The 25,341-nt window shown below is 48.8% G+C and carries 17 protein-coding genes and 2 tRNA genes; 8 read left to right on the top strand and 11 right to left on the bottom strand.

Features of this window, described 5'->3' with window-relative positions:
• Window positions 1–113: 113 nt before the first annotated feature.
• The 6 genes from ACESTD_RS03290 to ACESTD_RS03265 all read right to left on the bottom strand — a co-directional run bounded on the left by ACESTD_RS03290 (window position 114) and on the right by ACESTD_RS03265 (window position 10,570).
• Entirely contained in the window at window positions 114–1,811 is a 1,698-nt protein-coding gene (locus ACESTD_RS03290) for a DUF5018 domain-containing protein (RefSeq protein WP_057088852.1), read from the bottom strand.
• A 21-nt stretch (window positions 1,812–1,832) separates the two neighbouring features.
• Window positions 1,833–3,494 carry a RagB/SusD family nutrient uptake outer membrane protein gene (locus ACESTD_RS03285; RefSeq protein ID WP_057088855.1) on the bottom strand — a complete coding sequence of 554 codons (1,662 nt, stop codon included), beginning with the start codon at window positions 3,492–3,494 and terminating at the stop codon, window positions 1,833–1,835.
• 13 nt (window positions 3,495–3,507) lie between these two features.
• The gene (locus ACESTD_RS03280) at window positions 3,508–6,705 is read right to left on the bottom strand and encodes a TonB-dependent receptor (RefSeq protein ID WP_057088857.1); all 3,198 of its coding nucleotides are present in this window, start codon (window positions 6,703–6,705) and stop codon (window positions 3,508–3,510) included.
• An 89-nt stretch (window positions 6,706–6,794) separates the two neighbouring features.
• A complete protein-coding gene (locus ACESTD_RS03275; RefSeq protein WP_195288310.1) occupies window positions 6,795–7,964 on the bottom strand; it encodes an AGE family epimerase/isomerase in 1,170 nt (389 codons plus the stop codon).
• A gap of 49 nt (window positions 7,965–8,013) precedes the next feature.
• Window positions 8,014–9,498: a sugar porter family MFS transporter gene (locus tag ACESTD_RS03270; RefSeq protein WP_262893316.1), complete on the bottom strand. Its 1,485-nt coding sequence runs from the start codon at window positions 9,496–9,498 to the stop codon at window positions 8,014–8,016.
• The gene (locus ACESTD_RS03265; RefSeq protein WP_373158647.1) at window positions 9,488–10,570 is read right to left on the bottom strand and encodes a DUF4434 domain-containing protein; all 1,083 of its coding nucleotides are present in this window, start codon (window positions 10,568–10,570) and stop codon (window positions 9,488–9,490) included. Before ACESTD_RS03265 ends, ACESTD_RS03270 begins: the two co-directional genes overlap by 11 nt.
• 330 nt (window positions 10,571–10,900) lie before the next feature.
• Between ACESTD_RS03265 and ACESTD_RS03260 the strand changes: the two genes are divergently transcribed.
• The gene (locus ACESTD_RS03260) at window positions 10,901–12,109 is read left to right on the top strand and encodes an ROK family transcriptional regulator (RefSeq protein ID WP_057088894.1); all 1,209 of its coding nucleotides are present in this window, start codon (window positions 10,901–10,903) and stop codon (window positions 12,107–12,109) included.
• 152 nt (window positions 12,110–12,261) lie between these two features.
• Here ACESTD_RS03260 and ACESTD_RS03255 read toward each other — a convergent pair whose 3' ends face one another.
• Complete coding sequence (locus ACESTD_RS03255) at window positions 12,262–13,257, bottom strand: DUF5106 domain-containing protein (protein ID WP_057088866.1); 996 nt, start codon at window positions 13,255–13,257, stop codon at window positions 12,262–12,264.
• A 238-nt stretch (window positions 13,258–13,495) separates the two neighbouring features.
• Window positions 13,496–14,476 carry an IS982 family transposase gene (locus ACESTD_RS03250; protein ID WP_117902719.1) on the bottom strand — a complete coding sequence of 327 codons (981 nt, stop codon included), beginning with the start codon at window positions 14,474–14,476 and terminating at the stop codon, window positions 13,496–13,498.
• 315 nt (window positions 14,477–14,791) lie between these two features.
• Here ACESTD_RS03250 and ACESTD_RS03245 point away from each other — a divergent pair, with 315 nt between their 5' ends.
• The 3 genes from ACESTD_RS03245 to ACESTD_RS03235 are packed head-to-tail and all read left to right on the top strand — an operon-like array spanning window position 14,792 to window position 16,832.
• Window positions 14,792–15,265: a hypothetical protein gene (locus ACESTD_RS03245; protein ID WP_373158648.1), complete on the top strand. Its 474-nt coding sequence runs from the start codon at window positions 14,792–14,794 to the stop codon at window positions 15,263–15,265.
• A gap of 11 nt (window positions 15,266–15,276) precedes the next feature.
• Window positions 15,277–16,074: an inositol monophosphatase family protein gene (locus tag ACESTD_RS03240; RefSeq protein ID WP_178291784.1), complete on the top strand. Its 798-nt coding sequence runs from the start codon at window positions 15,277–15,279 to the stop codon at window positions 16,072–16,074.
• Between the two features lie 53 nt (window positions 16,075–16,127).
• On the top strand, window positions 16,128–16,832 hold the full coding sequence (locus ACESTD_RS03235; protein ID WP_057258845.1) for a ComF family protein: 705 nt from the start codon (window positions 16,128–16,130) through the stop codon (window positions 16,830–16,832).
• Window position 16,833: 1 nt separating this feature from the next.
• Here ACESTD_RS03235 and ACESTD_RS03230 read toward each other — a convergent pair whose 3' ends face one another.
• From ACESTD_RS03230 to ACESTD_RS03220, 3 genes are all read right to left on the bottom strand, one after another.
• Window positions 16,834–17,442, bottom strand: coding sequence for an outer membrane beta-barrel protein (locus tag ACESTD_RS03230; protein WP_229077943.1), 609 nt, complete (start codon window positions 17,440–17,442; stop codon window positions 16,834–16,836).
• 183 nt (window positions 17,443–17,625) lie between these two features.
• Window positions 17,626–17,699, bottom strand: a tRNA-Asn gene (locus ACESTD_RS03225).
• A 21-nt stretch (window positions 17,700–17,720) separates the two neighbouring features.
• A tRNA-Asn gene (locus ACESTD_RS03220) sits at window positions 17,721–17,794 on the bottom strand.
• A gap of 81 nt (window positions 17,795–17,875) precedes the next feature.
• Here ACESTD_RS03220 and ACESTD_RS03215 point away from each other — a divergent pair.
• From ACESTD_RS03215 to ACESTD_RS03200, 4 genes are all read left to right on the top strand, one after another.
• Window positions 17,876–18,859 (top strand): adenosine kinase, encoded by a 984-nt coding sequence (locus ACESTD_RS03215; RefSeq protein WP_373158649.1) that lies wholly within the window; start codon window positions 17,876–17,878, stop codon window positions 18,857–18,859.
• Between the two features lie 22 nt (window positions 18,860–18,881).
• The gene (locus ACESTD_RS03210) at window positions 18,882–20,648 is read left to right on the top strand and encodes a S41 family peptidase (protein ID WP_151874973.1); all 1,767 of its coding nucleotides are present in this window, start codon (window positions 18,882–18,884) and stop codon (window positions 20,646–20,648) included.
• A gap of 154 nt (window positions 20,649–20,802) precedes the next feature.
• A complete protein-coding gene (locus tag ACESTD_RS03205) occupies window positions 20,803–22,200 on the top strand; it encodes a DUF5723 family protein (protein ID WP_373158650.1) in 1,398 nt (465 codons plus the stop codon).
• 120 nt (window positions 22,201–22,320) lie between these two features.
• Entirely contained in the window at window positions 22,321–25,155 is a 2,835-nt protein-coding gene (locus ACESTD_RS03200) for a hypothetical protein (protein WP_373158651.1), read from the top strand.
• The last annotated feature ends 186 nt before the right edge of the window (window positions 25,156–25,341 follow it).

Here is a 25,341-nt window from a genome sequence, read left to right as displayed (position 1 = left end):
CTTTATGCCTCCTCCATGCTTCCTTTGGACGCTTGTTACGGAAAACAGAGGGTATTTCCCCCTCTACCTAATAAGGTAGAGGGGGAAGACGCCATCTGAAAACTTAAACCAGGTCAATCGGCAATACAGTCAGTGGCATAACCACCGATTACACCACTGTTGTGGTCGTAATAATAAACATACATCTTGAAACCATTGGCTGAGGGAGCTATCACCACGTCACCTGAAGCAATGCCTGCATCAGCTGTCTGATACCAGTCGATAGCATTATTTTTCATGGCCAATGCTGGAGAATCCCATACGTTGTCGCCCGAAATGGCAGCCGGGTCGTCGGCATTGAATACGTACAGTTCCGGTCCCATGCCCCAATGCGGGAAGTGGCTGACAACGAACAATGCTGCGTAAGTAGCGTTGTTGAACCGTTTCGTGTCGATACAGTTCGGATTCTTGCCCCAGCCGCTGGAGTCGGAGCCAAGTTCAACACCAATGCTGCCATCGCTCTTAATCCAATGGAAATTGCTCGGGTCGTACATAGATTCGAATACACCTGCTGTCGGGTCAATGCCTGCGGCTGCAATACCGGCTGTGTTGACGGGTGCACCGCCCCAAGCAACACCTGTCGATGCGATATTCATAGCCTGTACACCGGCCACAGCACCGCCACGAACCAAGATTACAGTAAATTCACTGCTACTTGATACTCCGGCAATACCTTCGTTCGGTACAATGATGATGGCATCCCCGTCGATGTTACCGATTACCTTTATCTTGGCACCCATCGGGAACGTTGAAGAATTGGTGAACGAGTGGAACAGCGTGGGCGCATCCTTCACGGAAGCCGTGCGGTAGATGTTCACCGTTTCGCCACCGTTGGCGTGGTTTACAATCAGTAAGTTCTCTGCCTCGTCGTTCGTCACGCTACCGGCCTGGGCACTGCCCAAGTTGATTTCACCCATCTTGGAACCGTTCAAGCCGTTCAGGTAAACCGGCGTAGAGCCGTCGCCGTAGCAAACTACCAGGCGGCCGCCCAAAGCAGCCAGTGTAGGACCTACTCCCACGGCATAGTTAGGCGCACCGAAGTTGGAAACCGGGTCGAAGTTGAAGAGCAGTTCCGTATGGTTGGCATTGAATCCCTTGGCTATCTTTTCGGGAATCTCCTTCATCACGGTATAAACGGCTTTGTCTACCCCGTTGTCTGCCGTTACGGTGAACTCTACCGGTTCGTTGTAGTTGATGGCGGCTGCCGACGGGTCGGGCGAGATGGTGGCATGGGGAGATACCTGTGCCTCGGCCAGGCAGGCGGACAAATCGTCCGGCGTAATCAAGGCAACCTTCTTGGCACCTTTGTTCACCACACCGGCCACGACCGGTTCGTTGATGCTGAAAGCCAGCAACTCACACTTGTTCGACTTCACCCGTTCGCCCGTGATACAGATTTTGCGCTGCACGCCCTGGGCATTGGTGTAGGTAAAGTAGTTCTCCTGAGTCAGGTCAAGGATACCCAGTCCCGGCTCAATGTTACAGTTGGGCTGCAACTCTGCACGCACACGCACCTTGCTCATGTATTGTGCAGTCTCGTCGTCCGATGTCTCGGGATAGTACCAGGGCACCTGGATGACATATCGGTCACTCGTTTCGTCTTCTGAGATGCTGAGCTTGGCCATCTCCTGGTCTACAAACGGACCGGAAGTGAAGATGGCAGTCAGGCTGGAAAGACCTTGACGGTCTGCGGTAGGCAGCACATACTCAGGTTCATGGCAAGCGGAAAGCAATGCCAAGGCTCCTACTAATAAAGTATATATCTTCTTCATAATTGCATACTTGTCTATAGTTTATTTCCATTCGGGGTACTGAGAGACTGCGGCATTGCTGCTCAACTCGCCAGACGGCAACGGAAAGCGGTACATCCGTTCGGGGAAGTTACGGTCTTTGTCATCCACAGATACATAGTTGTACACAAAGTCGCCGTTCGGCTGTTGCTCGATACGCAAGCCGTGCACCTGATAGCCGTTCAAGCCTGTAGGGTATTGCTCGTGTGCCACTTTCCAGCGGCGGAGATCCCAATACCACTGTCCCTCGTAAGCCAGTTCCACCTTGCGTTCCTGACGGATGGCTTTCCACAAGTTTTCGCCTGCCTTGTCCTGATAAGGCAGTCCTACACGGTCGCGGATAGCCTTCACGGCAGCATTGGCACCGGCAGCATCGTTCAGACGGTAGCAAGCTTCTGCCTTGTTCAGCAACACCTCGCCTAAGCGGATGATAGTGACAGGTTGTACACTTCCGTTTTCGTTGATGACGTCGTGGCTCTCGTCTACGCGCTTGCGCAGATAGTAGCCCGTCGTGGTGCGGCCTTGGGGCTCCGGTTCCTTGTTCCATACACAGAAACCGTCACTGCCTCCTACAAACGATTCGATGGTACGGTCTTTCCAGGATGCTCCGTTGTAGAGGATGGAAGCTTGGAAACGGGGTTCCAACTCTTCGTAGGGTGGAGTGTCCGTTACGCCTTCGGCATGCCATGCGCTCCAGTCCGGGAAACCACCTTCTTCGGCATATTCGTAAGATTCTACCATCTCCTGTGTAGGCGTGCCGTAACCGCCGCCGGTCTGTCCGTTCAGTTTATAGTCTCCGCCCGGAGTATAGTAGAAGTCGAAGCCGTAAGTGATATCCAGCTTGCGGTCGAAGCAGTATTGCAGAATGGCTTCTTTGTTTCCTTCGGTTATTGGCTTCATATAGCTGTCCGCATAGTCCGCTTCCAGAGCGTAGTCCAGCTTTTCCACCTCTTCGGCTGCTTTCTTGGCGGCTTCCCAACGCTCGGCATAAAGCATGGCACGCGACATGAAAGCCCATGCCTGTCCCTTGTTGGCACGGCCCTTGGCATCCTTAGCCTCGGGCAGGTTGGCTGCCGCGTATTCCAAATCCTGCTGGATGAAGTCCCAGCCCTCTTTTTCGGTATTGAGTGCCTTGTTTTCGGTGATGGCAGTCAGGTCTTCATCGTAAATGATGACCTCTTTGTAGCGCTTCATCAGGTCGAAATAGAGGTAAGCACGTACAAAGCGCATCTCGGCTTCCAGCCGCACGGCATCCGATTCTGCCAAGGTCCCGTACTTCTTCAGGGAAGAAATTTCCTGATTGGTTCTGCGTACAGCACTGTACCAACTACCCCAATAACCCAAATAGGCATCTACGTAGGTCGCTGTCAGGTTGCTTCCGCCGTAGGCTATCTCACTGGGAATGAAGCAAAGCGAATTGTAGTTATAGGAACCGTATTTCAATTGGTCGGTCAAGGCTTCCGTCTCTCCCGCCACGCACTGACTTGCTACCACATCATAAATGTAACTATATAGATAGTTTACAGAATATTCAGCTGTGCTGACATTGGTCCATACCCCCTTGTCGGAAATCTTGTCGGTAGGGGTCATATCCAGAAAGTCGTTACAGGAGGTCAGCCCCAGCGTAGCTCCCATAAGACACAATCCTGCTATAATCTTTTTCATATTTATCAGTTTTTTAGAAAGTTAATGTAAGACCACCCATCACAGTGCGCTGTTGCGGATAGTAACCGTTGTTCACGCCCGGCGATTCGGGGTCGATGCCTTCGGGCAGCCCGTCGATGGTAAAGAGGTTGCTGCCTTCCACGAAGATGCGTAGGTTCTCGATGTTCAGCTTGCTCATCCAGGCCTTGGGGAAGGTGTAACCGATTTGTGCCGACTTCAGTCGCACATATTTACCGTCTCTCCACCAGAAGGAAGAACTCAGACCGTTGTCGCCGCCGTGGCCGGGAGCACCCAGTGTGATGCGCGGGAAAGAGCCGTTCGGGTTGTCGATGCTATAAGCATTCTCCACCAAGAAGAGTGGGGAATTGGCTGCTTCTTTGAAAGTTTGTGTCCAGATGGTGTTGTCATCGTAGCCGTTATAGTAAGTACCGGTCATGGAAACGTCGAAGAGGGCACCGCCGGTGAACTGGGCGTTGAAGTCGAATCCCTTCCAAGAGGCACCAAGATTCAAGCCGAAAGTCAGTTGTGGGCGGTTGGAACGCCCAAAAGCACCACGGTCCTGACTGTCAATCTTACCATCACCATTCATATCCACATACTTGATGTCGCCCACACAGGGACGGCTTCCATACCAGGCAGAGTTGTCTATCTCTTCTTCCGTGCGGAACAGCCCGTCGGCTTTCCAACCGTAGATGGTGCCATAGGCGGTGCCCACTACCTTCTGCCATTCCACGGTGTTGGGCTCGTCCAGATACTTCAGCCAGCGTGTCTTGGAGTAAGTCAAGTTACCGCTGACGGTGTATTGCAGCGGACTTCCTGCCACATGGAATTTATTGCGGTGAGTCAGCAAAATGTCGATACCTTTTGAATCAAGTGCATTGTTGTTGCCATACGTGGTATAATAACCACCCATGGAAGAGGGTTTGTTGCCACCCATTCCTGTCAACACATCGTATGTGTAGTTATAGAAAGCATCCAGTTCAATGCCTAACAATCCATTCCAAAGGGTGGCATCAAAACCGGCATTCCAAGAGAGAGTTTTCTCCCAAGTCAGTGCGGGGTTAGGGATTCCACTGGTATAAATGCCCGGTGCTTTCACTGCAGAACCCGAAGGATAAATCACGCCGGTGGACCATGGACTGTAAGTGCCGAGGAATGCATATTCGGAAACGGCATCGTTACCCAGCAAGCCGACAGAGGCACGTACTTTCAGGTCGTTGACAAATTCGAGGCTCTCCATGAAGTTCTCTTTTGAGATTCTCCATCCCAATGAAGCCGAGGGGAAGAAACCCCAACGTTTGCCCATGCCGTAGAATTTGTAGGATCCATCGTAACGACCGGTGAATTCTGCCATGTATTTGCTGTCATAATCATACTTCAGACGGAATACATAGCCGGCTGTGCGTGAAGCTGCGCTCCATCCGCCAATCGGGGAGTCGGTAGGCACGCCACCGCCATCAGAACCGAGTTCCGGCAACTGGATGAAAGGAAGATTCTTGGCGTAGGCTGACAAACCGTGGCTTTTATTGTCACGTGCCTCCACCAGTGCCAGCACTTCCACATTGTGCAGGCCGAAGCTGTTGGCATAATTGATGCTTGCCTGGCCTACCATCTGTTCGTAATTAGTCTGTCCTTCGCCCAATTCCGTACCGTTGGCTGTACCGCGCGGATCTTCGTACTGGCTCCAAGTACCATTGTTATAACCCATGACGGAGTATAGCGTATTTAGGTTCTTGTTGTGTGAAGTGGAATAGTTGTAAGAACCATTGGCCTTCAATGCCAATCCTTTCACCCAAGGCACATTGTAGGTCAATTCCAGGTTGACGTTGCCCTCGAAACTGCGTGTTTTCTTGTAGCCGGATTCATAAATGGCTGCCAGCGGGCTGTTGGGCAAAGATGTGTTTTTCTGTATAGCTGCCGTGTACATATCGTTATAGCGTTCGGGCAGATAAGGGTGCATCTGGATGGTCTGGCGTGCAATGGAAAGGAAACCCACTTCTTCGTAGCCGTCATCACCACCACCGGAGTTGAATGCAGGTGTACTGCGGCGGCCTACTACGCCCGATACACCAAGCTTGAAGTTGAAATGCTTGGCAAATTCGCTTTCGATGTTGGCACGCAGGTTGTAGCGGCGGTATGTGAAGTTGTCGATGTTACCGTTCTGTCCTAAGTAGCCGAGCGAAGTGAAGTAACGCATCTTTTCGTTGCCGCCCTGCACGGTCACACTGTGCTTCTGGTTGGTACCCGTGCCGAATACCTTATCTATATAGTCCACGTTGTCCCATCCGTCCGTGGGGTCGCCGTTGGTCATGGCGGCAATGTTCTCCTGCGTATAGTAGGGTGTGTATTCGCTGCGATCCTTGATGGCCCCGCTTGCCAGCTGGTCCATCATCTGCGCCATGTTGTAGTAGTGTGCGTATTGCGGGCCATTCATGAATTTCGGGAAATTGGCATTCATGGAGACACCGTAGGAGGCATCGTAAGTCACCTTGGTCTTGCCGGCCTCACCGCGCTTGGTAGTGACGATGATGACACCACCGGCACCTGCCAAACCGTAAACGGCAGCCGAGGCACCGTCCTTCAGTACAGATACGCTCTCGATGTCGTTCGGATCCAGGTCGTTGATATTGCTCACGGGGAAACCGTCCACGATATACGATACGCTGTATACAGAACCACGAATCTTCAGCGAAGCCTGGTCCAAGCCCGGTTCACCGGATTCCTGCAAGGAAGAGATACCCGGCAAGCGGCCACCGAGCAACTGCGATACGTTGGTGGCGGGGGCTTTCAGCAGTTCGTCACCCTTCACGGCAGATACGGCACTGGTCAGTGATGACTTTTTGGAAGTACCGTAACCTACCACCACCACTTCGTCCAGCAACTCCGTGTCGTTCGTCATGGTAACATCTATCACCTTGCGGCCATTGACAGTCACTTCCTGTGACTTCATACCTACGAAAGAGAATACCAACGTGGCGTTCTTTGCTACATTCAGCGAGTATTTTCCGTCCACATCGGTCACCGTACCGTTAGTGGTACCCTTGATGGCAACACTGACACCGGGCAACGTGCCCATGGCATCAGATACCTTACCCGTAACGGTTATGTTCTGGGCATAACCACTCACGGAGCATAGCAACAGCGCGAAGAACGAAAGCAGCACGGCTTTCATCCATCGGGTGTTTTTCTTAGCATGAGTTTCTTTTCTCATTTTGTTTTGGTTTTGAGTTAATAAAATTCTTATGAAATGGAAAGTGGAAAATGGAAAATAATTTTCAATTTTCAACTTTCCATTTTCCGTTATTTACTGAGTTCTTCCAGCACCTGCCAGCATTGGTAGAGGCCTCTGGGGAGGTGGAAACAGCCTTTCCACTTACCGCCCTTCAGCGGGAGAAGCACTTCGCCGCGGCGGTTGAGGTAGCCGAACCATTCGGGATGCTCGGTGTCCTTGAAGTGGCTCCAGGTGTAGTCGTGGATGCGCTCGAACCACTCCAGGCACTTCGGGTCGCCGGTCAGGCGGTAGCCCTTTATCGTGGAGATGAGGGTCTCGATGTGTACCCACCACAGCTTCTGGTCCCACTCCAGCTCCTGGGGCGGACAGCCGTTGCGATCCATGAAGTAGAAGATGCCTCCATACTCTTTGTCCCAGCCGTATTCCAGCATCTTCAGTGCCGTGTCCTTGGCTTTCACCACCAGTTCGGGGCGGTTGAGGCGCTTGCCCAGGTCCATGATGAACCACATGGCCTCGATGGCGTGGCCGGGATTCATGTGGCGGCCTTCGAAGCAGTCCACCAACGTGTTGTCCGCGTTCAGGGTCTCGACGATGAGTCCGCCCAGCTCGGGACGGAGGAACACGTCCATCACCTCGTGGATGCAGGTATCCATGGTCTTCACCATGAAGTCCTCGTCCAGCAGGTGCTCTATCTCCAGTGCCAGGTTGCAGAGAATCATGGGCAGGGCGAAGCCCTTCAGGTTGCGCGTGCCGGGATGCAGCTTGTTCCACTTGCCTTTGGGGTTGTCTACCTTGGAGAGGACGATGTCGAACGTCTTCTTGGCAATCTCGGCATACTCCCGGTTGCCGGTGGCGAGGCTGAGCTGGCCGAACGCCATGGTGGCAAAGGTGTAGGAGAAGATGTTGTAGGGTTCCACCAGGGGGTTGCCCCGGCGGTCGAGGGAGAAGTACCAGTTATAGTTGCCGTCGTGGCCGTACTTCTTCAGGAACTCACCGCCCCGGATGGCACAGTCGAGCCACTCCCGGCGTTTCTCCACCTTGTTGTAGAGCATGGAGAACAGCCACACCTCGCGGCCTTGCAGCCAGATGAACTTGTCCGTGTCGAACACGTGTCCGTCGCGGTCCAGGCAGGTGTAGTAGCCTCCGCATTCGCGGTCTTGAGAATGTTGCAGCCAGAAAGGAAGCACATTGTCAAACAACTCGCTTTTGTACTGTTCTGCTAATTTTTTAAAATCCATAGTTTATGTATTTAGTTGAGTATTCCTTATATATAGTGTCAGGTCGATTTTATCTTTTCTTCATCCAGTAGCGTTCTATCTCCTCCAGCGACTTGCCGGTGGTTTCGGGAATCAGCTTCCAGACTATGAGCATATAGGGCACGCACATGAGGGCGAACAGCAGGAATGTTCCGGTGGGGGTAAGGTTCTGGAGCATCCAGGGGGTGAGCTGGCCCACAAGGTAGGTGCCTATCCACAGGGCAAAGCCGGCGATGGACATGGCCATGCCGCGGATGCGCGTGGGGTACATCTCGGACAGCAGCACGAAGATGACCGCGCTGATGGAGATGGCACAACAGAAGACATAGAAAAGGAAGAAGAACAGCAGGAAAGAGTTGGGTAGGCCCATGCTTTCGCTGAAGTGGAAGTAGAAGCCGATGAGCAGCAGGGAGAGCACCATGCCGGACACACCGTAGTAGACCAGCTTCTTGCGGCCTACCTTGTCGATGATGAACACGGCGATGACGGTAGTCACCACGTTGACAATGCCCACTAGCACCTGGCTGAACAGGGCATCACCGCCCGACAGGCCGGCCTCCTCGAAGATGGTGGGACCGTAGTAGAGCACGGCATTCACGCCCATGAACTGGCCCAGGATGGCTATGGCAGCCCCTATCAGCACGGCCTTGAAGATGCCCGGCTGAAGCAGGAACTTCCAGTCGGACTTGGTCTCGGACTGCACCACGGACTTGGTGTCTTGCAGCTGCGTGTCCACCTCCACCTCGGAGAGGTAGATTTTACGGAAGATGCCCACTGCCCGTTCGTCGCGCCCCTTCAGGATGAGCCAGCGGGGACTCTCGGGGATGAAGAAGATGATGCAGAAGAAGAGGATGGCAGGGAGGCTGCAGAAGCCGAGCATGCCGCGCCACACTTCGGAGACGAACACCAGGTTCATCCATCCGGTATTGAGCACCGCGCCGCTCTGCGAGAAGTGAAGCAACTGGAAATTGGTGAGGTAGGCTCCCAGAAAGCCGATGGTGACGGCTAGCTGGTAGAGCGAAACCAGGCGTCCGCGGTATTGCGCGATGGAGACCTCGGAAATGTAGAGCGGCGAGACGATGGAGACCACGCCGATGCCGATGCCGCCCAGGATGCGTGCCACCACCAGCTGCTCGAACGAGCCGACAAACGCGCAGGCTATACCGGACACGGAGAAGAAGACGGCTGCCACGAGCATCGTCACCTTACGTCCCCAGCGGTCGCTCAGCTTGCCTGCCATCAGCACGCCGATGATGGAGCCTATTAGGGCGCACCCCACGAACCAGCCCACCTGTATCTCGTCCAGCGAGAAGCGGGCCGTCACCTGCGAGATGGTGCCGGAGATGACCGCCGCGTCGTAGCCGAAGAGGAATCCACCCAAAGCGGCCACCACGGAGAGGAAGATCAGATAAGAGAAATTGACTTTAGATTTCATGGATGATTTGAGTTTTTGAGTTCTTGATTTGACGGGTTGACAAGTACTTTGAAATTTGAAATCAGAAATCTTAAATTCCAAAATACTCCTTGTAGCGGTCGTACAGGTGGCCTGCCTGCAGGTAGGCGGACTGCGGACTCATGAAGTGGGAGAACTCGAAGGTGATGGCCTTGTCGTAGCCCGCACGCCCGGCTGCCTCCAGCTTCATGCGCAGCTTGTCCCACTTGATGGGGAAGAACTTGATGGGCATGTCGCGGTCGAAGCTCTCGGCGTTGGTCCAGCACTGCATGCCATATTTGTCCGCCAGCTTCTTGTTCACTGTGAAGAAGGCATCCAGCTCTTCGTAGTCGATGTGCCCGTCCTGGAAGGCGCAGGCATCCACCACGTCGTGTATGCCGTCGAATATCTCGTTCCACTCGCGCTCGTGCTCGTCCACCGAGACGGCATCGGCCTTGGTCAGCTTGCTGCCGCTTGCCATGACGGCCTTCTTGCCGTCAATCCACGGCGAGATGAACGTGGGCAGTCCGTCGGAAACGTCCTTGCACTGCTTGCCCATGGCATGGAAGGCATCGATGGCACCCTTGGTGGCACGGCTTATCTCGCCACTGATATACCACCCGCCGAAGCTCTTGTGCTTGCTGCCATACTGCTGCCACACCTCGTCTATCACGTACTTGTTGTCCTCAATCTCCCAGGAGAGGTCGCCCGTGTCCCAGTAGCGTCCCGAGTCGTAGAGGCCGAAGTAGAACTTCATGCCGTGCTTGTCCGCCAGGCGGAGGAACATGTCCAGTAGGTCGGTGGAAGGACGGTAGCAACCCTTGCCCAGCAGATACTTGGAGGGATAGGTGATGAACTTGCGGTAGCCGGACCGGATCATGATGACCGTATCGATGCCGATGGCACGCATGTGGCGGAAGTCCCGGTCCCACTCCTTCTCGCCCCAGTTCTGGTGGGGGATGTCGTGGGAAATCTCGTCCAGGAAGGTGCCGCTGATGCGGAGTGCATTGCCCGCTGCCGGTGCGGGGGCAATTTCTTCCTGCCCGGGAACGAAGAACGAACCCTCCTCCCGGCCTCCGGCTATCAGCGAAGGCGCAGCCACCATGGAAGCACCGAACAACGCTGTTTTTTTCAGAAAATCTCTGCGAGTACTCATATTTAATAAATTTAAAAATAAGCTTATCAGGTATTGTTTCTCTTTACGGAGCGGAGAACAGTTGTGTTTTTCACTCGAAGTATAGATTTTAAATTAACTTACTATGATAAATGTTTAATTGTCACCTTGCAAATATAAATATATTTATTATATTTGCATCATCTTATAAGATTTTTCATTAATAATTGTTTAATAATTAACAATTATTAATCATGTATTTCTAAATATATTATGGATATACGGTTGAATATACCAAAATATCGACTGAATAGAGTTCGAAAAAATATGGAATTTAGTATGTAAGGGATAATATGGAAAAACAATAAGCATATGGCACATAATTTACTAAATGAAATAGAAATCGGGAGCAAGAACGGGCTCCTCAAGAAGCGGATCATAACCCACTACATGCACAACGGTAGCTCCACAATTCCCGACCTTGCCAGGGAGCTCAACTTGAGCGTACCCACCGTCACCAAGTTCATCAACGAGATGTGTGACGACGGCTACATCAACGACTACGGCAAGCTGGAGACCGTCAGCGGCCGCCATCCGAGCCTCTACGGCCTGAACCCGGAATCGGGCTACTTCATCGGAGTGGACATCAAGAAGTTCACCCTGAACATCGGGCTGATGAACTTCAAGGGAGACATGGTGGATCTGAAGATGAATATCCCCTATAAGTTCAAGAATACGGCGGAGGGGCTGGAAGAGCTGTGTGTCCTCGTCCGGGAGTTCATCCGCGAAACGGGCATCGAAACCGGGAAGATACTCAATGTCAACCTCAACATCTCCGGGCGGGTGAACCCCGAGTCGGGCTACAGCTTCAGTACCTTCAACTTCTCCGAGCGGCCGCTGGCGGAAGTCTTGCGCGAGAAGATAGGATGCAACGTATGCATAGACAACGACACACGCGCCATGACCTACGGCGAGCTGGTGCAGGGCTGCGTGAAGGGGGAGAAGGACATCCTCTTTGTCAACATCAGCTGGGGGCTGGGCATCGGCATCATCATCGACGGGAAGATATACACCGGCAAGTCGGGCTTCTCGGGCGAGTTCGGCCACGTCAACGCCTTCGACAACGAGATACTGTGCCACTGCGGCAAGAAGGGGTGTCTGGAGACGGAGGCTTCCGGTTCGGCCCTGCACCGCACCCTGCTGGAACGGATAGCGCGGGGCGAAAGTTCCATCCTCTCCGAACGGGCGGCGGAGGCCGAAAACCCGATCACGATGGACGAAATTATCGAGGCGGTGGAGAAGGAGGACCTGCTCTGCATCGAGATTGTGGAAGAGATAGGGCAGAAGCTGGGCCGTCAGATAGCTGGGCTCATCAGCATCTTCAACCCGGAACTGGTCATCATCGGGGGAACGCTCTCACTGACGGGCGACTACATCATCCAGCCCATCCGCACCGCCGTGAGGAAATACTCGCTGAACCTTGTGAACCGCGATGCCGTCATCATCCAGTCCGGCTTGAAGGCCAAGGCGGGCGTGGTGGGCGCCTGCATGCTGGCACGGAGCAGGGTGTTCGAATCATGAAGCTCCACCCATTCTAACGTGAATTCGATATAAAATGCTTGACTCATATTGCTGATAGTAATGAGGCTGATTGATTGAGATAGTCCGTATATCACATTTAACTCATAACTGCTCAGATGTGAGTCAATCTCTTATATCGAACTCACGTAATTCTATTTCGGGCATGGAGAAAGAAATGCCTCAAGACCGGCCGGGGAGGAATCTTTCAGCAGTACGCGCTTATCCTTGTCCAGCAGGTAGATGACCGGCATGGCGGGCAGGGAGTATAGCTCGCGCTCCACGATGCGGCTGTTGTCGATGCCCACCGTCCATTCCTGCGGCAGGGCGGCTTTCGTCTCGTCCCACAGGCGGCGGTCGCCTTCGGTATAGGCGGCAAGCACGGCCAGTTCTCCGGCGGCTATCAGCCGGGTGAGAGCCGGGCTTTCCTGCAAGGCATCCAGTATCTCCGCGCAATGGGAACAGGCAGGGTCGTAGAAGAGCAGCAGGAGCCGGGGGGCTGGCGTGCCGTGCAGGGTCTGCCTCTTTCCCCGGTGGTCGGTGTAGGCAAAGTCGGCGGCAATGGTGCCGGGACGGTTCTTCCGGGTGGTCTCCAGCCGGTAGGCAGGGCGTATGCGTTCCGCTTCAGGCAAGCCGGGCAGGCTGAGCAGGGCTTCGAGAAAGAGGATGTAGTGCTCCTCGTTGCGCATGGGGGAATTGGGGTCGTCCAAATAATGCTCCGCCAGGCTATTGACCAAGCGGAAGGCGACGGAATCCACTGCCGCCCGTTGCAGCAGCCTGCCTACGGGGGAAGGCAGCGACTGGGGCAGCGCATGGGGGAAGAGGGAGAGGAAGTTCACGAAGCATTGCTCCATGAACAGGCGGTCGCGGCTGCGGAGGGTATCACGGAAATCCATCCCGTCCCAGAAGTGTTCCAGCACGTAGGCCGCCCGTTCTTCGGGGGCGGTGAGCAAAGCCGGAACTTCCGGCAGGGGCAACTCACGGGGAGAGCCTTGCAGGGTATCGGCAGAGGAGTTGTCCCCTCCATGAGTGGCCCGTTGCCGTCCGTGGAAACTGTTGCAACCGCTGCAAACGACACAAACGATGCAAACAATGCAAACGATGGCAATTGCCGCCACCGGAATCCCAAGTAATAGTTCTTTCCGTTTCATTTATGGTCGCGCACGCATCTTACGGAGCCGGCTACTGACTTGACATAATACATTTGAAAGTCAGTTTCGAATATTTTAAAAAGACTGACATCCCTATGAATATGCAAGATATTCACCCGATTATTTAAATCGGTGGTGGCGTTATGATAGTTCCCACAATAACTTGACCTCAAAAACATTCCACTAGGCACACGTAACCCCTGAGTAGGAAAGAATGATTGCATACCCATTGGCGGAATTAAATTAGTGCGTATTTAATTCTCCCAATAGGTTTTCCGTTAATAAAGTTGATATATTGCAATACGGTCATCGCACTAATCTTGCCAATAATTCTGGCAAATAGACCGTTTGTTATTTTAGCATAGTTTCTGATGGTCATAAACTGATTCGTCAGTTGTGAGAAGAGCGTTTCTATTCTCTTGCGGGCCTTTGCATAAGGAATGAAAGTGGGCTTCCAGTCTTTTTGGTTGATACGATAGGGACATTCAAGCCTTATATGCGCTGTTTCAAACAAATCAAGTTGTATGTCCGCTCCGATATATCCTTTGTCCCCATACATGTTGCAGTCGTGATAAATGAGCTTGACATCCTTCATGAACTTACGGTCATCCATACTTGCCTTTGAAAGGTCATAAGAATGTATGACACCGCTTAATCCACAGACAGCATGGAGTTTGTAGCCAAAATAATAAGTATTCTGTGCCGCACAGAATCCGAAATCCGGTGCTTGCGAGAACTCTCCTGTACGTCCCATTTTACACCGTTTCCCTCTTGCAACACGGCATACCTCTATAGGTTTGGAATCCACAAAAAAGAGGTTTTCTCCGCCGTCTATAATCTCCGCCATTCGCTTACGGATTTGCTTACACAATCCCGCGGTGTGTTTCCGCCGGTCATTGAATTGCCTGCGTGATATGAGATTGGGTATCTTGTCTTGGTATTCATTGAGCTTTGATTCGAAGAGCCAGTTCTCGCTGTCTATACTTTCAGATTCAGCTGCAAGAGATAATGCAACAACTTCCAAATCCGAAAATTTAGAAATTGGACCACGACGAGGAATGTTTCCTTTTTCATTCACAAGTTTATCAGAAAGCTGCTTGCATATCTCAAGAATTTTGGCGAATTTTGTATATAAGTTGTGCATACGGGGATTTGTATTTAATAGTTTGGCCACTACTAAATTACCAAAAATCAACGATATGCGCAACTTTTTAGACATAAGTATTCTTTGAATTTAATTCCGCCAACGGGTATAGAAGTATAACATGTTTTACAAATTTATGAAAATGTGTGTAGCCCTACAAGGCTGTTTTAGACGCTAATGTACTATTTGTGACATTTTGTGATTATGTGGTCGTAATATATGATTAAGTGGGTGAACATTCTTTTCTTGTTTAGAACGGTAACCGTTTTATTCTAAACTTTATTCATTTGAATATTTATGGCTGAATGTCATTGATAATGAATGGAAATTTTTTAAATTGGTTATTTGTTCTTAACTTTGTCAAGCAAAAAGCAATTAAAAAGAGAAAAGATGAATGTAAGAGGAACATTTATGTGCTTGCTATGTGTCGGAGCACTGTTTGTGGCTTGTGGTAGCAAGAGTAGAAAGACTGCGGAAGTTGTTGGACAAGCCGATACGGTACATGTCGTTGGTGATGATAAGGATAAGCATGGCTGCATTGCATCTGCCGGATATACCTGGAGTGAGACTCAGAAAGACTGTATCCGTCTGTGGGAAAAAGGAGTCCGTATGAACGCTGTGGATGATGCGGAGAAGATGTTGTTTCTGGTGTTCAGTCCCGATTCTACCCAAGTGGAACTGTTCTTTTCGGAAGAGGGAATGCCGAATGAGATTCTGGAGCGCCGTGGCCTTCCTGCGGGGGGATATGTTTGGAATGTGGAAGATGATGATACAAAGAATGTGCGTTTGGAAGATGGAAGATGGACGGTCAGCCAGCGTGGTCGGCTTATTTACCGGCAGGCAGAAGGGGCTGCGGGGAACTAATATGTAGAGAGATGGAAGATTTGAAGATATTGACAGAGTCTGTCTGCTGCATAGCCCGCGAAGCCGGATATTTCTTGAAAGAAGAGCGGAAAAACTTCAGCCGGGAAGCGGTACGGAAGAAACAACCTCATGATTATGTCTCTTATGTAGACAAGGAATCGGAGAAGCGGGTGGTGGCTGCGCTTCGGGAACTTCTTCCCGAGGCTGGATTTATAGCCGAGGAAGGTTCTGCTGTCTATCACGATGAACCCTACTGTTGGGTAGTGGACCCGTTGGATGGGACAACGAATTATATTCATGATAATGCTCCCTATTGTGTCAGCATCGCTTTGCGCGACAAGGATTCTCTGTTGCTGGGAGTTGTTTATGACCCTTGCCGGGATGAATGTTTTTATGCCTGGCAGGGAGGTGGCGCTTATGTGAATGGAGAACGGATGGAGGTCTCGTCTGTCCAGCAGGTGGAGGACGCCTTTGTAGTGACGGAACTCCCTTATAATTCCGACCGGTATGCACGTACCGGTGAGCATTTGATTCATGAACTTTACGGGCGTGTGGCAGGTATCCGCATGACCGGTTCTGCTGCGCTTGCCATCTGCTATGTGGCTGCCGGACGTTTTGATGCCTGGCTTGAGGCGTTTATCGGCAAATGGGACTTTTCTGCGGCTGCGCTGATGGTGCTGGAGGCTGGTGGAAGAATCACTGACTTTTGCGGTAGTGACGCCTTTTTGGACGGACATCATATCATTGCCACTAACGGACCGCTGCATCCGTTGTTCTTGAAGCTGGCAGGTGAGGTCTCGCCATTATAGCAAACAAGGCGATGGAGTGTATTGCTCTGTTGCCGTTTTTTTAATACTATACGATGAAAAACATAGTTAAAACCTGGTTCTTTTCTTTTGTCCATCTCTTCTTCCCGCGTCAGTGTGCCGTGTGTGGTGCTATCTTGCAAGAGGGTGAAGAGGGCATCTGCATGAAGTGCAATATGGATATGCCCCGGACAAACTATCATCTTCGTAAGGACAATCCGGTGGAACGTATGTTTTGGGGGAAGATACCTCTGGAACATGCTACATCTTGTTTCTTTTACCATAAAGGGAGTGATTTCCGCCGCATTCTCCATCAGTTGAAATATGGAGGGAGGAAAGACCTTGGCGAAGTGATGGGGCGGTTTATGGCGGCGGAGTTGTCGGCTACCGGTTTCTTCAGTGATGTGGATGTCATTGTCCCCGTTCCTCTGCATCCGCGTAAGCGGAAAATGCGTGGGTACAATCAGAGCGAATGTATAGCCCGCGGCGTTTCCGCTGTCACCGGTATTCCCATGGATACTGCTTCCGTTGCCCGTATGAGGCATACGGAAACGCAGACCCGTAAATCCTCTTATGAACGGTGGGAGAATGTGGACGGTATCTTCTGTCTGCGTCGTGCTGACGCTTTTGCAAGGAAGCATGTACTGATTATAGATGACGTATTGACTACCGGTGCCACCACTACGGCTTGTGCCGATGCGCTCAAGGAAGTGGAGGGTGTGCGCATCAGTGTATTGACACTGGCGGTAGCGACCTCATAAGTCAGAAACGATAACGGCCGCCTGCTACGATTGTTCCGGTATATCCTACTCCGAATTCTGTGAAGAAGGCAAACCGGCTTCCGTATTCGATGCCTAGAAAACTGAATTGATAAGCGAATCTTGTCTTGTGAAAGACTTCTCCTCCAAAACTGTTCCGAAGGAAATAGGCACCGAGCCCTGCTGAGGTATACAGAGAGAATTTGGGGCGGGTAAACCAGTGCCACCGGAAGGTGGGAAGAACATACAGATACCTTCGGTTGTCTTTGGTGTTTTCATCCAAAGCTTCGTAAAGGCTGCTGGCTGTCCCTTTGTTGCCGGTTATTCCTCCGGTTACTCCCAGGCTGATTTTGCGGTTGAATCTATAAATGTAGCTGATATTCAGGGCACCGTAGTAGTTTGTCTTTTCGCGTGTATAAACTCCGAAACTCAGTACCGGAGCGAAGCACTCCTCGGCCATGCTGTTGGCATCGGTAATGGGCAGGAAACCATAGCTGACGGAAAATTCATGGTGCCGGAACTTTTCTTGGGGCAGAACGGGTATGTCTTGTGCTTTGCAAAATGTACATACAGTCAATCCGATGATTAAAAAAAGTTGGGCTGTTCTCATCATAGTTGTATTTTTGAATTAAATTTCATGGTTCTGCAAATAAAGACAGAAGGTCGGGATAAATTCCCTATAAATATTCCACAAATATATGTTAATTTCATGAAAGATGAAAGATTTCCGTTTGTTTGTTAAGTGCGGCTGATGGAGAAAACAAAAAAATGTTCGCCTAATTGACGAACCTTTTTGCTCTTCCTCTTGGACTTGAACCAAGGACCCTCTGATTAACAGTCAGATGCTCTAACCGACTGAGCTAAGGAAGAATATGCATTCAATTTTTTTCGCTCTTCCTCTTGGACTTGAACCAAGGACCCTCTGATTAACAGTCAGATGCTCTAACCGACTGAGCTAAGGAAGAATGTTGTTTTTTCTCAAATGCGCTGCAAAAGTAATAGGATATTTTGAAATATGCAATATCTTTGCAAAAAAAATATCGAAGATGGATAAAATAATTGGGTTGGGCAATGCTTTGGTTGATGCACTGGCAATCATTGAGGATGATAATATTTTGACGGAGATGCAGCTCCCGAAAGGAAGTATGACTCTGATTGATGAAGATAAGTTCTTGAAAATTAGTGAGTATTTCAGCCGGATGGAGACGCATCTGGCTAACGGAGGTTCTGCCGGAAACGCAATTCGGGCAATGGCATGCCTTGGTGCGGGTACGGGATTCATCGGAAAAGTAAGCAATGACTTTTATGGTAACTTTTTCCGGGATAGTCTGCTGGAGCATGGGACAGAGGCGGATTTATTGCTTTCCACTACCCTTCCGTCCGGTGTAGCCTCTACTTTCATTTCTCCTGATGGAGAGCGTACTTTCGGCACTTATTTGGGGGCGGCTTCTACATTGAAGGCGGAAGATCTTTCGCTGGATATGTTCAAAGGATATGCTTATTTGTTTATAGAGGGGTATCTGGTGCAAGACCATGATATGATTCTCCGTGCCATTGAGCTGGCTAAAGAGGCCGGTTTACAAGTATGTTTGGACATGGCGAGCTACAATATAGTAGAAGGAGACCTTGAATTTTTCTCTCTGTTGGTTAACAAATATGTGGATATTGTTTTTGCCAATGAAGAAGAGGTAAAGGCCTTTACAGGTAAGGAACCGGAGGAAGCATTGGACATCATTGCCAAAATGTGTAGCATAGCCATTGTAAAGGTGGGTGCCCGTGGTTCTCTGATTCGTAAAGGTACAGAGATGGTGCAGGTACAAGCGGCTCCGGTAGAGAAAGTGGTGGACACTACAGGAGCGGGTGACTATTTTGCGGCGGGTTTCTTGTATGGACTGACGTGTGGTTACTCGCTGGAGAAATGTGGCAAGATAGGCTCCCTTCTCTCCAAAGATGTGATACAAGTGGTGGGTACGGAGCTTCAGGTAGCACAATGGGAAAAAATTAAGGAAGAAATTTTATTAATTAATTAGCATATTATCACATAGACATATTATGAGAAGAATTTTAAAGATACGCTGGATGGTTGCCTTGCTAATTGTAGCGGGAGCCGTTTGTTTTTGGGGGTTTAAGAGTGGTGATAGCCGTAGTTTCCAAATAGCAAAGAATCTGGATATATTCAATTCCATTGTGAAAGAGTTGGATATGTTTTACGTGGATACGATTGATCCGAACAAGACTATCCGTGAAGGTATTGATGCCATGCTCTACTCGCTGGACCCCTACACGGAGTATTATCCGGAAGATGACCAAAGCGAACTGGAGCAGATGCTGAAGAATTCCTATGGTGGTATAGGTTCTGTGATTACTTGGAACCCGAAACTGAAACGTTCCATGATATCTGAGCCATATGAGAATATGCCCGCTGCCGATGTAGGCCTGAAAGCCGGAGATATTTTGATGGAGATTGACGGAAAAGACCTTGCCGGAAAGAATAACCAGGAAGTCAGCGAGATGCTCCGCGGACAAGTGGGTACCAGCTTCAAGCTGAAAGTGCAGCGTCCCGGTACAGAGAAACCGTTGGATTTCGACATTGTGCGCCGTTCCATCCAATTGCCGTTCATACCTTATTATACGGTGCTGGATAATAATATAGGTTATATCAATCTCAGCACCTTCTCGGGGAATCCTTCCAAGGAGTTCAAGCAGGCTTTTCTGGACTTGAAGAAGCGGGGGATGACTTCGTTGGTGATTGACCTGCGGAATAATGGAGGCGGCTTGCTGGATGAGTCCATAGAGATAGCCAATTTCTTTCTGCCTCGCGGAAAAACACTTGTGACGACAAAGGGTAAGATTAAGCAAGCCAGCAATACCTACAAGACGTTGCGTGAACCGTTGGATTTGGAAATTCCTTTGGCTGTTCTGGTCAATGGCGGAACGGCTTCTTCGTCAGAAATCCTTGCAGGCTCTTTGCAGGACCTTGACCGTGCGGTCATTATCGGTAACCGTACTTTCGGTAAGGGATTGGTGCAGACCACCCGTCCGTTGCCATACGGTGGTACCATGAAGCTGACGACTTCCAAATATTATATTCCCAGCGGCCGTTGTGTGCAGGCTATCGACTACAAGCACCGGAATGAGGACGGCAGTGTGGGACGTATTCCGGACAGCCTTACTACCGTGTTCCATACGGCTGCCGGACGTGAAGTGCGTGATGGTGGAGGCGTGACTCCGGACATTGCGGTGAAGCAGGAGAAGCTGCCCAACATTCTGTTCTATCTTGTCAATGACAATCTTATTTTCAATTATGCTACGGACTATTGCTTGAAACATCCTACCATTCCTTCAGCAGAGAAGTTTGAAATTACAGATGCCGATTACGCGGACTTCAAGGCGATGGTGAAAAAGGCGGACTTCAAATACGACCAGCAGACAGAGAAGATGCTGAAGAACCTGAAGGAGATGGCCGAATTTGAGGGCTATCTGACTGATGCTTCGAAAGAGTTTGAAGCGCTGGAGAAAAAATTGTCGCATAATCTGGACCGTGACCTTGACCATTTCTCCAAGGACATCAAGAGCATGATTGCGGTAGAAATCATCAAGCGTTATTATTTCCAGCGTGGAAGCATTATCCAGCAGTTGAAAGATGATGATGATTTGAAAGAGGCTGTAAAGATACTCACTGCTCCGGAAAAATATAAGGAAATGTTGAGTGCTCCGGCAGTGACGTCAATGTCTCTGCAACAAAGAAAGGAGACAGCCCCGGTTTTTCTGAGTACCGCTACGAGAGCAAATGAACATGTTTATGATGAAATAGTATAAGGACACTCTTAAGAGGATTCTTTTATTTGCTCCTTAATTTATACCGGATAGTCTCTGTATAAGCCTTTTATACACGACTATCCGGTTAAGTTGTTTGTAGGGTATTAACTTGTTTTATATTTTTGCAGGTGATAATGAAAATATTGACAAGGTTATGAAACAATTGAATTCTCTGAAAGTATGGCTGTCTGTGGTATTGTTGCTTTGCTTCTCTCTTTCCGGACAAGCCCAGTTCCTGTGCACTTCCTACTTTATGGAAGGAAGTAACCAGCGTATGCAGCTCAATCCGGCCTTGATGCCGGGACGCGGTTATCTGAATATTCCCGTGATAGGTTCGTTGAATGCTACCGTCAACTCCAGTTCCCTGGGGTATAGGGATATTATGGACATTATTGAAAACAGTGATGACAGCGACTATTTCATGAGCAATGACTTTATGAACCGACTGGATGCTACCAATAACTTGAATGTGAATTTGAGTACCGACATTCTGTCTGCCGGGTGGTATAAAGGAAAGAACTTCTGGTCAGTCAATGTGGGGTTGCGTAATGATATCGGTGCCGCCATACCGAAAACCATGTTCCAGTTTATGAATAACATGAGCAGCCGGGAGTTCGGTGACAATATTTCTGACTATTTGGGTATTAACGAAACCATTAATGGACAGAAGCTTGAGATAAATTCCTATGCGGAAGTCGGCCTTGGCTTTGCAAGGAATATCACAGACCGACTGGCTGTAGGTGGTAAGGTGAAGATGCTGCTGGGTATCGGTAACTTAAAGCTGAACATCAACCAGATTCATGTGGAAACTCCTTCTGTCGGCTCTTCAGGAGTGACGAGTAAAGCTTCCATTCAAGTGGATGCAACTTTGGAGAACTCGTCAAAGCTGTTAGAACTTCCCGAGAATGAGAATGGTGATTATATCGATGAAATCGATTTTGGCAGTTTTGGTTTTGCCGGATATGGTGGGGCTATTGATTTGGGAGTATCTTACAAGTTACTGGATAAATTGACACTTTCTGCTTCAGTTCTTGATTTGGGTTTTATCAAATGGTCTAAATCGAATACCAGTATAGCGCGAGCTAATGCAGAGCAGACTTATGATCTTCTTGACCCGGCCTCGCAGCAGGAGTTCATGAATATTGTGAACAGCGGCGAGATTCTTAACTATGACATGTTGAAGCTCAAGACGGAGGAGGCTTCTGAGAAGAGCCGTACCCGTGGATTGACTTCTACAATGGTTCTTGGCGCTGAATATGCCTTATTGAATGATTGGCTGGTAGTGGGTGCCTTGTATACCGGTCGTTTTGCCAAACCGAAAACTTTGAATGAGTTGACTTTCTCTGCCTGCATCCGTCCGACGAATGCTTTCAATGTAGCTGCCAGCTATTCCGTACTTCAAGGAGCTGGTAAAACCTTCGGTCTGGCATTGAAGCTGGGTTCCTTCTTTGCAGGAACAGATTATATGTTCTTTGGCAAGAATACGAAGAATGTCAATGCTTACTTGGGGGTTTCTATTCCTTTGGGAAAACAGAAAACGGCTGAAAATTAATAAAGTGAGTTATCAGTTGTCGCGGGTTATCTTTCTATAAAAGAGGATAATCTGCGATTTTGTTTTTACGAAAACGCAAAAAGCTTTATCTTTGCTGGTAAATACCTATAAACAGTACTCATGAGAATTGCAATAACGTTTCTCTTGTTTTTGGTTTTCAGTAGTTTGCTGCAAGCTTCACCCATACCTTTTTCTCCTATAGTGAGGAACTATTCGGTGTCGGATTATAATGCCGGTATTCAGAATTGGGCCATTGCTCAAGACGAAAGAGGAGTGATGTATTTCGGTAATAACAGTGGGCTGTTGGAATTTGATGGAAGTGCTTGGCGGCTGTATGAATTACCGACAAAAGGAATTGTGCGTGCTATATATATCAGTGAAGATGGAAGAATTTATGTAGGCTCTTACGAAGAATTCGGTTATTTTGTCCGTACTCCTTATGACACTCTTGAATATCATTCATTGAAAAATAAGGTGAAAGATTTTGCGTTTCATAATGACGAAATCTGGGATATTGCTTGCGTTCAAGGAGAAATTGTATTTCAATCATTCGGTTCTCTCTTTTTTTATAATGGAAATTCGGTAGAAGGTATTCGAATGAAGAACCTTCCACTGAATTTGTTCCAGGTTGGAAATACTTTTTATTCTCAAAGAATAAACGGTGGACTTTATGTCTTTGCCGGTAGGGAAATGAAAGAACTTATTCCCAGAAAAGCATTTGGAGATAGTGATGTCCTGGCCGGGCTCCCTTATGATGATGCGGTTTTAATGTTTACCCGTAATCAGGGAGGTTTCCTGTATCGAGATGGGAGGGTGGAAAAATGGGAAACCGAATGTGATGATGTATTCAGGAAGCATACCATTAATCGTGCGGTGATGACCAAAGACAGTTGCTACGTTGTTGGCACAATATCCGATGGCATATATGCGTTGGATAAAAAAGGAAAGCTGATTTGGAAGGTCAATACGGATAATAAACTACAGAACAATACTGTTTTGAAGTTGTATTGTGATGATGACAATAATATATGGACAGCTTTGGATGAAGGTATTGCCTATATACACAATAATTCTCTAATCTATTATTATGAACCTCCGTTTCGTAAAATAGGTATGGTATATGATGTTCTAGTAAGGGAAAATGAAGCTTATATTGCTTCTAATCAAGGACTTTATTGGCTTAAGGATGGAAAGGCTGAATTGGTTCCGGGCTTGGAAGAACAAGCGTGGTTCGTCGATGAATGGGGAAAACAGATTTTTTGCGGACACAACAAGGGTACTTTCCTTATATCGGGATTGAAGTCAAAGCAGGTGGCTGACGCAAAGGGAGGGATGTGTATGGAAAAGATTGAATTGAAGGAACAGTCTTTTTTATTGGAGGGGACTTATGCGCTTTTGAATTTATATACGGAAACTGCTTCGGGAGAGTATTATTTTACTCGGTCCTTACGTGGGTTCAGTCACATGATTCGCCATATAGAAGTGGACCATCAGGGGAATATCTGGGCGAAACACTTAAGGAATGGTTTGTATCGCTTTCGGATTGATCCGGATATGAAGCTGGTAAAGGATGTGCGGAAGTATGAGAGTTTGGGAGAAGTAGAGGGTGGAAGTTTCACGCTTTTTAAAATCAATGGTCGGGTGGTTTTTTCTAATGGAGAATACTTTTATACTTATGAAGATATGACCGACTCGATTGTTCCTTATGAAACGATGAATGAACAATTGGCGGAATTGAGGGAAATCAAGACTGTGAGTCGTGCAAGTGGAGATCGTTATTGGTTTGTAGGGGACAGAACGGTGTATTTGGTGAAATGTGCGATAAATACTTTCGATATAGAACTCCGGATTCCATATTCTTTGTTTGACGGTCTGGCAGTGGAAGAGCGTGGAAGCGTGGCTTATGACAAGAGAAATAATCATTCCTATCTTTGCCTGAACAATGCCATTGCCCGTATTGAGACGGATAGTTCTTCGTTGTATAAATCCCGAGTCAAACGTTCTTTATGGATTTCGGGAATGCGGGCTATTGATGAATTCAGTGGTGAGCGGAAAACATTGGTGGCGCAGCCGGGAGTCCGGGTGGAGTCCGAATTTAATACAGTGAGTTTTACCTTGTGTTATCCGGTTTATAGTGATTATACTTATAAGGTAAGATATAAGTTGGATGGCTATTCCGAACAATGGGTGCCCAGTGGACGCAGTTTGCAGAAAATGTATGCCCGTCTTCCTTATGGAAATTATATTTTCCAAGCTGAGATATATAATACTGATAGGGTTTTGGCATCGGTAGAGCTTCCTTTTGAGATATTATCTCCGTGGTACTTGTCTTATTGGGCTGTGGGAAGTTATATCTTGGCAGGATTGTGTCTGTTGGCTTTGTTGCAATATCTGGTCTACCGTTTCGTGAAGAAAAAGAAAGACCGTGTGATTGAACGGCAGCGCGTAGCCCATCAGGCAGAACTCGAGCGGCAAGAGAAGAAGATTGTTGAGTTGGAAAAGGAGCAGCTTGAGGCCGATTTGCGTTTTAAAAGCAAGGAGTTGTCCAGTGTGGTAATGACAAATATCGCCCATCAGGAATTTCTGAATTCCTTGAAAGAAGAGATACAGCGGCAAAAGTTGTCGGGGCAGTATGGCCGTAAGAACTTGGATAAGCTGCTCACTTTAGTTAATAGCAATATAGTGTCCGATAAAGAGAATTGGACTATGTTTCAGGCTAATTTTGACCGTATACACGAAAACTTCTTCCGTAATCTGAAACTTCAATATACAGATTTGACTTCAGGAGATTTACGCTTTTGTGCATTGCTCCGCTTGAATATGCCGACAAAGGAGATATCGAAGTTGCTCAATATTTCCACGCGTGGGGTTGATGCTGCAAGATACCGGTTGCGCAAGAAATTCAATCTGCTTCCGGAAGAAAGTCTAACTGATTTCCTTATAAATTTTAAATAACTGTTTTACAGTAAAATATTAATGGGGGAAGTACTAATATTGTACTTCCTATTTTGTTTTTTAGTGATGGATGTACTTTTATTGTAGTGCGGGATGTGGAGGTTGTCGCATGCTTTTCTTTTATTTGCAGCAAAATAATATTTCTATAAATTAAAAGCATGAAAGACATGAAGCATTTACTTTTCA

Source organism: Bacteroides sp. AR20 (assembly GCF_964250605.1).
Lineage (GTDB): Bacteria > Bacteroidota > Bacteroidia > Bacteroidales > Bacteroidaceae > Bacteroides > Bacteroides uniformis.
This window is presented reverse-complemented; position numbering and strand designations above follow the sequence as displayed.

Coding starts and splice junctions, on each gene's coding strand:
- ACESTD_RS03290 (WP_057088852.1), bottom strand. CDS start 1,811: ATGAAGAAGATATATACTTTATTAGTAGGAGCCTTGGCATTGCTTTCC.
- ACESTD_RS03285 (WP_057088855.1), bottom strand. CDS start 3,494: ATGAAAAAGATTATAGCAGGATTGTGTCTTATGGGAGCTACGCTGGGG.
- ACESTD_RS03280 (WP_057088857.1), bottom strand. CDS start 6,705: ATGAGAAAAGAAACTCATGCTAAGAAAAACACCCGATGGATGAAAGCC.
- ACESTD_RS03275 (WP_195288310.1), bottom strand. CDS start 7,964: ATGGATTTTAAAAAATTAGCAGAACAGTACAAAAGCGAGTTGTTTGAC.
- ACESTD_RS03265 (WP_373158647.1), bottom strand. CDS start 10,570: ATGAGTACTCGCAGAGATTTTCTGAAAAAAACAGCGTTGTTCGGTGCT.
- ACESTD_RS03260 (WP_057088894.1), top strand. CDS start 10,901: ATGGCACATAATTTACTAAATGAAATAGAAATCGGGAGCAAGAACGGG.
- ACESTD_RS03255 (WP_057088866.1), bottom strand. CDS start 13,257: ATGAAACGGAAAGAACTATTACTTGGGATTCCGGTGGCGGCAATTGCC.
- ACESTD_RS03250 (WP_117902719.1), bottom strand. CDS start 14,476: ATGTCTAAAAAGTTGCGCATATCGTTGATTTTTGGTAATTTAGTAGTG.
- ACESTD_RS03245 (WP_373158648.1), top strand. CDS start 14,792: ATGAATGTAAGAGGAACATTTATGTGCTTGCTATGTGTCGGAGCACTG.
- ACESTD_RS03240 (WP_178291784.1), top strand. CDS start 15,277: ATGGAAGATTTGAAGATATTGACAGAGTCTGTCTGCTGCATAGCCCGC.
- ACESTD_RS03235 (WP_057258845.1), top strand. CDS start 16,128: ATGAAAAACATAGTTAAAACCTGGTTCTTTTCTTTTGTCCATCTCTTC.
- ACESTD_RS03230 (WP_229077943.1), bottom strand. CDS start 17,442: ATGATGAGAACAGCCCAACTTTTTTTAATCATCGGATTGACTGTATGT.
- ACESTD_RS03215 (WP_373158649.1), top strand. CDS start 17,876: ATGGATAAAATAATTGGGTTGGGCAATGCTTTGGTTGATGCACTGGCA.
- ACESTD_RS03210 (WP_151874973.1), top strand. CDS start 18,882: ATGAGAAGAATTTTAAAGATACGCTGGATGGTTGCCTTGCTAATTGTA.
- ACESTD_RS03205 (WP_373158650.1), top strand. CDS start 20,803: ATGAAACAATTGAATTCTCTGAAAGTATGGCTGTCTGTGGTATTGTTG.
- ACESTD_RS03200 (WP_373158651.1), top strand. CDS start 22,321: ATGAGAATTGCAATAACGTTTCTCTTGTTTTTGGTTTTCAGTAGTTTG.